We start from the raw sequence: 11989 nt of genomic DNA, 5'->3' as shown, positions 1-11989 counted from the left end.
ACCGACACGACGCATCCAGAGCCTCACTGCAGACCACGCCCTCGCAGGCAGGACGGCACCGGGCAGATATGGCACGCAGGACGGACGGTTTGCAAAAGGTGGCCTTTCAGGCTGCAAAAGACCATGTTTTACGCTGCAAAAGATGCCCTTTTGCAACGTAAAACGGCACCTTTTAGGAACCGCCTGATTATCAACTACTTACAAAGGCATATTTTATCCGTTTCCGACCGGTGTGAACCTGCCCGTAACATGCGTACGGCAGGAGTGTTTCAGCTGTCCTGACGTCGCGCCGACGGCGGCATTATATATAATAGGTGGAAAGTTTTTTTATAAACAATGCTTAAAAGTCAACGATGTATGAAGCAATTTTATTAATTTTGCACTCCTGTTTCACACCAAACATATAATTACAGAAACATTATGACACCTAAAGAGATACGCAACGAGAAGCTCGCTGCAAAGATGATCAAGAACCTGAAACGCCGCAATTTTGAGGCTTGTTACTGCGCCACGGCGGCCGAGGCCGTAAAGGCTGTGTCGGCCATGATTCCCGACGGAAGCAGCGTTACGTGGGGCGGCTCGATGACCATAAGGGACATGGGACTGACAAAGGCCCTGCACGAAAGAGACCTGAAGGTGCTCGACCGCGACGAGGCCAAGACGCGCGACGAGGCGCAGCAGATTTACCGCGAGGCTTTTTCGTGCGACTACTATCTGTCGAGCGTCAACGCCATAAGCGAAGACGGCGTGATAGTAAACATCGACGGCAACGGCAACCGCGTGGCAGCGATAACCTTCGGACCCAAGCACGTGATATTCGTCGTGGGGCTCAATAAGGTGGCACAGGATGTTCAGAGCGCACTGGCAAGGGCACGCTCTACGGCAAGTCCGATTAATGCGGCACGCTTCGACATCAAGACTCCGTGTCTGACAGACGGCGTATGCCACAACTGCAACTCGCCTGAGAGCATCTGCAACTACATCCACTTCACACGCAACTCTCATCCGGCAGGACGCCACACCGTGGTTCTCGTCGGCGAAGACCTGGGCTACTGATGCCCTTCTGCCGCCGCAGGCAACGGCCATACGGCGCAACCGGCGCAACAGCAACATCTCACATAAAACAAAAAATACATCTTATAAAAGCATAATATATGATTGTCTGCATTGCAGAGAAACCAAGTGTAGCAAAAGACATAGCACGAATCCTGGGCGCAACAAAGCCGTGCGACGGATTCATGGAGGGCAACGGCTATCAGGTTACATGGACCTTCGGTCATCTATGCACCCTGAAAGAGCCCGACGACTATACGCCCCTATGGAAGAGGTGGAGCCTGAGCGCACTGCCGATGCTGCCTCAGCGGTTTGGCATAAAGCTGATAGACGATGCCGGTATCCGCAAGCAGTTCTCGGTGATAGAGAAGCTCATGCAGGCAGCAGACAGCATAATAAACTGCGGCGACGCCGGACAGGAGGGTGAACTGATACAGCGATGGGTCATGCAGAAGGCTCAGGCCAAATGCCCCGTCAAGCGTCTGTGGATATCGTCGATGACCGACGAGGCCATACGCGAGGGATTTCAGTCGCTGAAAGACCAGAACGAATATCAGCCTCTGTATCTCGCCGGACTGAGCCGCTCCATTGGCGACTGGATTCTCGGCATGAATGCCACAAGGCTTTACACGCTAAAATACGGACAAAACAGGCAGGTGTTGTCCATCGGACGCGTGCAGACGCCCACCCTCGCACTGATAGTGAACCGGCAGAAGGAGATAGACAACTTCAAGCCGGAGCCTTACTGGGTGTTGTCAACGATATACCGCGACACGCTGTTCACGGCCACTTCGGGCAAGTTTACCAGCAAGGAAGAAGGCGAGCAGTCGTTCGACAAGATAGCAGGCAAGCCCTTTGTCGTAACCGACGTGCAGAAGAAAGCCGGCAAAGAGGCTCCTCCGCATCTCTACGACCTTACGTCGCTGCAGGTAGACTGCAACAAGAAGTTCTCCATGAGCGCCGAACTGACGCTCAACACCATACAGTCGCTCTACGAGAAGAAGCTCACCACTTATCCCCGTGTGGACACTCAGTATCTCAGCGACGACATCTATCCCAAGTGTCCCGCCACTCTCAAGGGGCTCAGGGGCTATGAAGCCTTCACGCTTCCGCTTGCAAACACCAAGCTGCCAAAGAGCAAGAAGGTGTTCGACTCGTCTAAGGTAACCGACCACCACGCCATCATCCCCACCGGCGTTCCGGCTTCTAACCTTACCGACCTCGAGCGTAACGTCTACGACCTGATAGCCCGCCGCTTCATCAGCGTGTTCTATCCCGACTGCAAGTTTTCTACGACCACCGTCATGGGCAAGGTTGAGGACGTTGACTTTAAGGTCAGCGGCAAGCAGATAAACGACCCGGGATGGCGCGTTCTGTATGACAAGGAAGCGCAAAACGCCGACAACGATGCTGCAAACAACTCCGACGAGGAGCGCACATTGCCGGCATTCACAAAGGGAGAGAGCGGCCCCCATACGCCGACACTCACCGAGAAATGGACCACTCCGCCAAAATATTACACCGAGGCAACACTGCTCAGGGCTATGGAAACGGCTGGAAAGTTTGTCGACGACGAGGAGTTGCGTGCCGCCTTGAAGGAGAACGGCATCGGAAGGCCGTCTTCGAGAGCCAACATTATCGAGACTCTGTTCAAGAGACGCTACATCAAGCGCGAAAGAAAAAACATAGTTGCCACTCCTACAGGCATAGAACTCATTGACACCATCAAGGAAGAACTGCTCAAGAGCTGCGAACTCACAGGTATATGGGAGAAGAAACTGCGCGACATTGAGCACAAGAAATATGACGCCGGACAGTTTATCAACGAACTGAAAGAACAGATCACCACGATAGTCAACGACGTTCTGGCCGACAACAGCAACCGTCACGTAACAATAATGAGTGACGAAGACATGAAGAAAAAGACGCAGAAGAAGGCGTCGAAACCAAGAAAGAAGCCGGAAAGCAAGACCGTAAAGACTGCCGAAAAACAGCCTGACACAACGCAGAATGCCGATGCGGCACAGACAGCCAAGCCCGAACCGGCACAGCAGACGATGCAGGCCGACGACTCGATAGTAGGCTCTGCATGCCCAATATGCGGCCAGGGACATATCATAAAAGGCAAAACGGCCTACGGATGCAGCCGCTGGAAAGAAGGATGCACATTCAGACTGCCTTTTAAACAATAAATCAGGCCTTTTTGTGTTATTATATAATAACGAAGGGCTTTACAGCTCTTGTACATTGGTTTTATATATAACAACTAAGGTTTCGTGATGAAAGAAAAGCTTTACACACTCATAATAATATGCTTTACGATGCTGCTTACAGCGTCGTGCGGCGCCGATCACTACATGAAAAAAGGCGAGAAATATCTCGCCTTGGGTGAATATTACGACGCTGCGGCCGAATTTAAGACGGCGTATAACAAGACTTCGCCTAAAGACAAGGACAAAAGAGGCGAACGGGCAAAAAAACTTGCCGGATGCTACGACCGCATAAACTCAACACAAAAGGCTATTGCGGCATACCGGAACACGATAAGATACAACAAGGCCGACATAGAAACGCACCTTTCCTTTGCACGTGTGCTGATGAAAAACGGCAGCTACAAGGAGGCTGCAAAGGAGTTTCAGCTCGTGCTCGACTCACTTCCCGACAACGAACTTGCCAAGACCGGACTGCTGTCGGCACAGACAGCACAGGCCGAAAAGGAAGCCGGCTCGAGATATATAGTAAAGAAGATGGACGTGTTCAACTCGCGCCGGGCCGACTATTCGCCCATGCTCTTCGGTGACGAATACGACCAACTGTACTTCACCTCAACGAGAAACGAGGCCGAAGGCGACGAACTTAGCGGCATAACGGGCACCAAAGCCGGCGACATATTTGTGTCGCAGAAGGACGACAAGGGCAAATGGGGCAAGCCGGAAGCCATTGTTTCAGGCCTCAACACTGAGTTTGACGAGGGCGCATGCTGCTTTACGCCGGACCAGAGTCAGATGTATCTCACACAATGCACCACCGACCCGAACTATCCGAGATATGCAACCATTGTAACATCTAACCGCTCTGACGCAGCATGGGGCAAGGCTTCGGCCCTCGAGATAACACGCGACACGCTGTCGAGCTATGCCCATCCTGCCGTATCGCCCGACGGACAATGGCTCTACTTCACATCGGACATGCCGGGAGGAAAAGGCGGATACGACATATGGAGAGTGAGACTTACGAGCAACGGGCTTGGAGGCGTGGAAAATCTGGGCGAACCTGTCAACACGCCGGGCAACGAGATGTTCCCTACATTCAGGCCGAACGGCGACCTTTACTTCTCGTCTGACGGCCACAAAGGTCTCGGCGGACTCGACATATACATAGCCAAAGTGGACAAAAGGACAAAGAAATTTGTGCTTGAACACCCGGGATATCCGCTCAACTCGTATGGAGACGACTTCGGAATGACCTTCGAAGGTCCGCATAACCGCGGCTACTTCTCGTCGAACAGAGGCGACGGCAGAGGCTGGGACCACATATACAGCTTTGAGAAACCTGAGGTAATACAGACCGTGAAGGGCTGGGTATACGAGATGGACGGATACGAACTGCCCGATGCCCTGGTGTATATGATAGGCAGCGACGGCACCAACCTGAAGCTGAACGTGAAGGGCGACGGCTCTTTCACACAGGTGATAAGCCCGAATGTTGACTACATGATGCTTGCCACATGCAAGGGCTTCCTCAACCATAAGGAAGAACTGAGAGTGAAACCGGTGACAGAATCAGAAGAATATGTGCTGCAGTTTCCGCTCGCATCGATACGTGTGCCGGTGCTGATAGACAACATTTTCTACGACTTTGACAAGTATTCGCTGCGTCCGGAGTCGACCAAGGCGCTCGACGAACTTATCAAGCTGCTGAACGAGAACCCCAACGTTACCATAGAGCTGAGCGCACACTGCGACTATAAGGGCAGCGCAGAATACAACAAGACGCTGTCGCAGAAGAGAGCCGAGGCCGTGGTAAACTATCTGATAGAGCACGGAATAGCCAAAGACCGCCTGTCGCCGGTGGGCTACGGCAAGGAAAAACCGAAGACGATACGCAAGAAGCTGACGGAGAAATATCCGTGGCTGAAGGAAGGCGACGTGCTGACAGAAGAGTTTATAAAGAAACTTGACAAGGACAAACAGGAGATATGCAACCAGCTGAACCGCCGCACCGAGTTCATAGTGCTGAGAATAACATACGGAATGTTTGACGAAAACGGCAACCTAAAGAATCCTCCAAAGGCTAAGGAACAGGATAACGGAGGCTCTGAAGACGACGGCTTCGTGATAGAGATGTAACACAATAATCCCCGGAACGGCATGTGCAGTTCCGGGGATTATTGTATCTGATAAAGCTATATGCGCCTTGGCGGCAGGCACGGGCACATAATCCGCCATGCCGGAAAGGCGCAACATCATATCATGAAGCCGCAGATAAACGCCATGCACGCCGCTCACCGCTCGCGGACGGCAAAGCCTACGCCCCACAAAAGTATCAGCACCATTGCCACAGGCAACAGCAGATGAGGATTGTTGAGCTGCTCATGGCGGGCAAGGACATCTGAGAATATGCCGTCGAAGCACGACACAAGAACCGAGAAGCCCTTGTTTCTGAAGAAAATCAGCAGTCCTATAACGACACACACCGCTGTCCACAGACGGCTGATGCGCCGTGTGCGGTCGGGCAGACGGCGCATGACACGCCTTGAAAATCCATCGTCGGGCACGTCAATGCGGTTTTCGCTGAAGAACTTTTTTACCAGAACATCGTCATTGTTATCTGTCATATCCATTATCCTTTAAATAATTTGCAAGTTTGTGTTTACTCCTTGAGAGATGCGACTTCACCGTACCCAGCGGCAGTGAGGTTATCTCTGATATCTTGTCGACGGACAGTCCGTCGATTATCTGCAGCGTCAGACAGAGCCTCTCGTCGTCTTTCAGCAGTTTCAGTGCCGAGTAGATGTCGATGCTCAGGCCCTTGTCAGCCTGCGCCACACTGCGGTCTGCCGGCACAGAGCTTACGTCGTCTGTAACCTTATGCGACCGCCTGTAGTCATAAAGCACATTGTAGGCTATGCGATAAAGCCACGTGGAAAAACCTGACAGCCCCCTGAAACGCCCTATGTTGGTGTAGGCCTTGATGAAGGTGTCCTGCGCCAGGTCGTCGCTGAGCTGCGCATCACCCAGCGTCTGGCTGAGGAAGAACCTCCTGACGGCCGCCTGGTATTTCACGACAAGCGCGTCGAACGCCTTCTTGTCGTGAAAAACGGCCACCCTCGTAACCAACGATATGTCATTAAGCTGTTTCACCTTCAACCCCGTAATATTACTTTTCCTTATCGCCGTCCGGCTCGTCTTTTATATCGTCCATGAAGAAATCGCTTTCGTCAGTGCGCTTTCTGCGGCCTGTGGTGCGGGCAATGATACACTGACCGAGACCATAGAAGAACACGAGCCAGCCTATGCCGGTGAGCGGATTGGCGCCGATGATGTAGAAGCAGACCACAAGACCGATGCCGAGACAGCCGTTCTTTACGCCTTTCTTCCATAGAGCCTCATTGCTGAAGTCGTCTTTCTTCAGCAGATTATCGGGTATAGGGCGCCCGCTCTCCATGGCCTTCTCTGCCAGACGGTAGCGCTGGTTGCGGTTTTTCAGCACCAGATAGATGATGAGTGCGACAAAAAGGAACGGCGAAAGCACCACCAGGATGCACAACAGCACAAAGGCAATGGCCACCAATACGCTGCCCGGGCCGCCCAAATCGGCCAGATATGCAATGAGCGTAAACGGGTCGGACACGTCGTCAAACTGCTTTACGCTTACTGCCTCGTCTTCGTCTGAGGCTGTTGTCTGAGCCGCACTTGTGTCGCGGGCTGCGCCCGTTGTGTCTGAATAGGCCACCACCTCGCCCGTGTCGGCAGCCGTCTGGCTGTTCACCACCTGCGGATTGTGCCTGTAGAGCGACTTCTGAGCCTGAACAGGAGCGGCCAGCGTGGCTGCCATGGCTAAAATGATAAATAACTTTTTCATATCTTAATTTTATTTTTTGTTCTATCCGTTAGACGTATGAAAGGGTGAAAAGGTTGCACGGAAAACAAGAAATTTTCAAAAAAATGCATTTTTATCTCATTTCTTCCGTCATGCAGGAATAACGCCACCAAACGCCTTCAATAAAACAGCCCGTGAACGGCGGTTTTGCAAAAGGTATGCTTTTACCTTCCAAAAGGCCACAAATTACACGCTAAAAGGGCACCTTTTAGAAGGCAAAAGCATACCTTTTGCAAACGCACTGAATATCAATGTATTACACAGTGCAAAACTCTGACATTTCAAAGCGCCGCAAGAGAGTCGCGCCATGACACAAAAATGCGTTGCGGCACGGCACATACGCACGAAGGCATGCATATAAGGGCCGGCACAAAAAAATCAAGACACCTTTTTGGTTGCGCACATTAAAATTATTTGTAACTTTGCCGACATTATCCAAATCGTCTAACAAATGACACTGCCGGAAGATTTTATAAATTACACTAAAGCGCTTACAGGCAACGAGTTGTGGAGCATCATAAGCCGCGGACTGGCCGACGAGCCGCCCGTGAGCATAAGGCTCAATCCGTTTAAGTGTGCCAGCGGCTCACCTGCCGAAAGTCTTTCTGACGGAAAGGTTGGCTGGTGCGACAGCGGATATTATCTTAACTCACGGCCAAACTTCACGTTCGACCCCCTGCTCCATGCCGGACTGTATTATGTTCAAGAAGCATCGTCGATGTTTCTCGACCGTGTCATGAGGCAGTATGCGTCCGACGGGCCGCTGACCATGCTCGACCTATGTGCCGCCCCGGGCGGAAAGTCGACCGTGGCGAGAGCAGCCCTGCCCGAAGGCAGCCTGCTGGTAAGCAACGAACCGATGAGGACGCGCGCGCAGATTCTGGCTGAGAACATGCAGAAATTCGGTCATGAGGACGTGATTGTTACCAACAACTATCCGCGCGACTTCGGCAAGAGCCGTCTTATGTTCGACGTAATTCTCACCGATGTGCCGTGTTCGGGCGAGGGAATGTTCAGAAAAGACGACATGGCGATAAGCGAATGGAGCGTGCAGAACGTGGAGAAATGCTGGCGGCTACAGCGCGAGATTGTGAGCGACGTGTGGCAGTGCCTGAAGCCGGGCGGCCTGCTGATTTACTCAACATGCACGTTCAACACCAAAGAAGACGAAGAAAACATAAGATATATAACCGAAGAGCTGGGCGCAGAGCTGCTGCCCGTTGACATTGACGACAGCTGGAAGATAACCGGCTCGCTGCTAAGCGGATTCGACAAGCCTGTGTACCGCTTCCTGCCCGGACTTACTCGCGGCGAAGGAATATTCATGGCCGTGATGCGCAAGAACGGCGAACGAGACGCCAACGACACGCCGCGTAAGGACAAGAAGGCTAAAAAAGACAAGCAGCGCAACAGCAAGAAGGAGACGGCAAGCTGCAACCGCGACTGGATTAAGGACCCTGACAGATTCGACTTTGTAACCTCAGACAACATCACGGCAGCCATACCTAAGGCCTGGCGCGACGTGTATGACGCTGCTGCAAAGTCGCTTAAAATATTGTCGGCCGGAATAACCATCGGCGAAAGCAAGGGCAAGGACATCATTCCGGCACAGGCTCTCGCCCTGTCGAGGGCACTCAACAAAGACACTTTCGCACAGGCAGAACTCAACTACGCACAGGCCATGAGCTTTCTGCGCAAAGAGGCTGTAACCTTACCGGCCGACACGCCGCGCGGCTACGTGCTGGTAGAGTTCAACGGCGTGCCGCTCGGATTCGAAAAGAACATAGGCAACAGGGCTAACAACCTTTACCCGGCAGAATGGAAGGTAAAGAGCAGTCATGTGCCTGACGAATACAATGAAATAATCAGAACAAAATAAACAACGATGAAACAATATCTCGACCTGCTAAGACGCATCAAGACCGAAGGCGTTATGAAGCACGACCGCACTGGAACGGGCACCATAAGCATCTTCGGCAATCAGATGCGCTTTAATCTTGACGACGGTTTTCCGCTTCTTACGACCAAAAAACTGCATCTGAAGTCTATCATTTACGAGCTTCTGTGGTTCCTTAAGGGCGACACCAACGTTAAATATCTTCAGGAACACGGCGTAAGGATATGGAACGAATGGGCCGACGAGAACGGCGAACTCGGTCCGGTATACGGCCATCAGTGGCGCTCATGGCCCGACCACAACGGCGGACACATAGACCAGATAAAGAACATCATCAACCAGATAAAGAACACTCCTGACTCAAGGCGCATAATAGTAAGCGCATGGAACGTGGCCGACATTGAGCAGATGCACCTGCCGCCGTGCCACTGTCTGTTCCAGTTTTACGTGGCAGAAGGCCGCCTGAGTCTTCAGCTTTATCAGCGCAGCGCCGACACATTCCTCGGCGTGCCGTTCAACATTGCATCCTACGCACTGCTTCTGATGATGGTTGCACAGGTGACGGGACTAAAGCCGGGCGAGTTTATCCACACCACCGGCGACACGCACATATATCTTAACCATCTTGAGCAGGTTGACCTGCAGCTCACGCGCACCCCGCGCCCTCTGCCTGTAATGAAGCTCAACCCCGACGTAAAAGACCTCTTCGACTTCAAATACGAAGACTTCACTCTCGAGAACTATAATCCCTGGCCGCATATTGCGGGAAAGGTGAGTGTATAAATTTCTGTAGTTAAAGTAGTTAAAGAAGTTACTGCTCGCGTTGTTCGCCAAGTAGTTAAAGTCATTAGTCTTACCGGAAAAACATCCGACAACAAGAATATTGACAATAACAACAGCAGAATGCAGCAACAAAGGTAATGGCTTTAACTACTTTAACTACTATAACTACTTTAACTACTGAGATATCATGCAAATAACCATCATTGCCGCCGTGGCACAAAACCGGGCGATAGGAAAAGACAACAAACTGATTTACTGGCTGCCAAACGACCTAAAACGGTTTAAGGCCCTTACCACAGGACACACAATAATAATGGGACGAAAGACCTTTGAGTCGCTGCCCAAAGGGGCACTGCCCAACAGACGCAACATCGTCCTGAGCCGCAGCAAGCGCGACTTCGCCGGATGCGACTGCTACACATCGCTCGACGAAGCCCTGGCCAACTGCTCTGCCGACGAGGACATATATATAATAGGTGGGGCAAGCATCTACGAACAGGCCATAAAACGTGCCGACAGGTTGTGTCTTACGGAGATAGATGACACGCCGGAAGATGCCGACACATTCTTTCCTGAGTTTGACGGATGGAGAGAAGAAAAGCGTGAAGACCACGACATAGACGAGAAACATGCCTACAGATACGCTTTTGTAGACTATGTGAGATAATAAAAATTGTCGCCAAAGACAATTTTAAGATAAGCCCCAATAGTCATTTAACCCCAAATCTGTCATTAGAATTCGGTCTGTATTTTGCTTTATATTGAACGTATTTTCGTTAGATTTTTCGCAGGCATATCGGGCTATGTCAAGAAAATCTGACAAAAAGACGCCAATAGAAACAAAAAGACAGGCTGAAAGCATCAATGCACAAAACTGATAAAGTAATATGCGGTTTAATTACCGAATTGGGTTAAATCCGCCCTAACACTATTTGCCTGAAGGCACGTCAGCCGTGGCGATATGTTCGGATATATATTTCTCTATCACTCCCTTACTGTAGCCCGACCACTTCTTGACAACTTTCCCGTCTGGCGACAAAAGTACGAAGGAAGGTATTCCGCGAACGCCATATTTAGCGGCAATGCCCGTATTGAGATTTTTGTCGCTGAGGTTCATCCATGTAATGCCTTCAGTGGCCGAATGCTCCTTCCACACCTTCTCATTGTCTACCGAAATGCTCACCGCCACAAGTCTGTCCTTATACTTGTCGGCTGCTTCCTTTATCTCAGGAATGGCCATCTTGCACGGACCGCAGCCACGGCTCCAGAAGTCGATAAGCACGTATCTGCCCCTGAAGTCAGACAAATGCCACAATTTTCCGTCAATATCATACAGGTCGGCATCAGCAGCCTCCTCTCCTACCTCAACGACATGTTGGGGGAAAAGAACATTCTTGGCTTCACGGCCAGAGTAGGAATCACGCCACACATCAGGTATATAGGCATAGAGAGCCTTAGCCTTTTCCAGATTATCCTTGTTCTTGGAGATATTCACCATGTATGCCGTGTTAACATAATTCAGCATCCAGGCCTGGTCGACATCAAGCTTCGCCATAGCCTCAAGTTCTACGGCTGAGATGCGGTCCTGCAGCATGTTTTTCGCCTGCTTCATGCTGTCGAGTCTCGCTTTCTGCCTTTTCTTTTCCTCACCGGAATACTTACCCGATTTTATCCTGCTGCGCAGAGAGTCATAATCTCCATCTAAAATCTGATATTCGTTCCAGAGGTCGCGCGAACTTGCAAGTATCTTGCTCCTTGTCTGCTGCTCTGGCACATCGCTTTCAACGTTCCATGTATACACAAGAAGATTGTCGGCAGAGATTTTTATCGAACTTCCCGGCCGCACCCAAAGATACAAAATCATGCTGTAATAGTTTTCCGTCCTTGCCGTCAGGAACATCCAGTCGGTGCCGTTACCCGAAGTTTCTTCCTCAAAACGGAACTTGCCGTTCCGCAAGGTGTCAGAAGCCACAAGCATTCCTACATTGTCTTCATTACGCAGAAGTTCAACGATAAGGCCGTCGGGCACATTGGCTACACTTCCTTCAATAACAAACTTATTCTCGGCATGAAGGTTAATGGCCAAGAATAAAGATAAAATAAATAAGACTTGTTTCCTCATAATAACAAATTAACCAAGGCAATTACGCCTTG

General features: G+C 51.0%; 10 protein-coding genes. 6 read left to right on the top strand and 4 right to left on the bottom strand.

Going from position 1 to position 11989, the window contains the following annotated elements:
- Positions 1-420 precede the first annotated feature (420 nt).
- The 3 genes from ACU52_RS01495 to porE all read left to right on the top strand — a co-directional run bounded on the left by ACU52_RS01495 (position 421) and on the right by porE (position 5402).
- Complete coding sequence (locus ACU52_RS01495) at positions 421-1056, top strand: lactate utilization protein (protein ID WP_053397474.1); 636 nt, start codon at positions 421-423, stop codon at positions 1054-1056.
- 98 nt (positions 1057-1154) lie between these two features.
- Complete coding sequence (locus ACU52_RS01490; protein ID WP_053397473.1) at positions 1155-3245, top strand: DNA topoisomerase 3; 2091 nt, start codon at positions 1155-1157, stop codon at positions 3243-3245.
- 87 nt (positions 3246-3332) lie between these two features.
- Positions 3333-5402, top strand: coding sequence for a PorE family type IX secretion system protein (gene porE, locus ACU52_RS01485; protein WP_053397472.1), 2070 nt, complete (start codon positions 3333-3335; stop codon positions 5400-5402).
- A 155-nt stretch (positions 5403-5557) separates the two neighbouring features.
- Here the strand turns inward: porE and ACU52_RS01480 are convergent, their stop codons facing one another.
- From ACU52_RS01480 to ACU52_RS01470, 3 genes are read right to left on the bottom strand one after another with little or no spacing between them, the layout of a single operon-like run.
- Complete coding sequence (locus ACU52_RS01480; RefSeq protein WP_053397471.1) at positions 5558-5890, bottom strand: DUF5056 domain-containing protein; 333 nt, start codon at positions 5888-5890, stop codon at positions 5558-5560.
- Positions 5880-6416 carry an RNA polymerase sigma factor gene (locus ACU52_RS01475; protein ID WP_053397521.1) on the bottom strand — a complete coding sequence of 179 codons (537 nt, stop codon included), beginning with the start codon at positions 6414-6416 and terminating at the stop codon, positions 5880-5882. The genes ACU52_RS01480 and ACU52_RS01475 overlap by 11 nt, the downstream gene beginning before the upstream one ends.
- Positions 6417-6432: 16 nt before the next feature.
- A complete protein-coding gene (locus ACU52_RS01470; RefSeq protein WP_147630733.1) occupies positions 6433-7137 on the bottom strand; it encodes a DUF6249 domain-containing protein in 705 nt (234 codons plus the stop codon).
- 469 nt (positions 7138-7606) lie between these two features.
- On the opposite strand from ACU52_RS01470, the gene ACU52_RS01465 reads away from it, so the two are divergent.
- From ACU52_RS01465 to ACU52_RS01455, 3 genes are all read left to right on the top strand, one after another.
- Positions 7607-9034, top strand: a complete 1428-nt coding sequence (locus ACU52_RS01465; RefSeq protein WP_053397469.1) for a methyltransferase RsmF C-terminal domain-like protein — start codon at positions 7607-7609, stop codon at positions 9032-9034.
- A gap of 6 nt (positions 9035-9040) precedes the next feature.
- Positions 9041-9835 (top strand): thymidylate synthase, encoded by a 795-nt coding sequence (locus tag ACU52_RS01460; RefSeq protein WP_053397468.1) that lies wholly within the window; start codon positions 9041-9043, stop codon positions 9833-9835.
- Between the two features lie 187 nt (positions 9836-10022).
- The gene (locus tag ACU52_RS01455; RefSeq protein ID WP_053397467.1) at positions 10023-10502 is read left to right on the top strand and encodes a dihydrofolate reductase; all 480 of its coding nucleotides are present in this window, start codon (positions 10023-10025) and stop codon (positions 10500-10502) included.
- Between the two features lie 261 nt (positions 10503-10763).
- Here ACU52_RS01455 and ACU52_RS01450 read toward each other — a convergent pair whose 3' ends face one another.
- Entirely contained in the window at positions 10764-11957 is a 1194-nt protein-coding gene (locus tag ACU52_RS01450) for a TlpA family protein disulfide reductase (protein WP_082335104.1), read from the bottom strand.
- Positions 11958-11989: the final 32 nt, after the last annotated feature.

This window comes from Xylanibacter rarus (assembly GCF_001275135.1).
GTDB classification, from domain to species: domain Bacteria; phylum Bacteroidota; class Bacteroidia; order Bacteroidales; family Bacteroidaceae; genus Prevotella; species Prevotella rara.
This window is presented reverse-complemented; position numbering and strand designations above follow the sequence as displayed.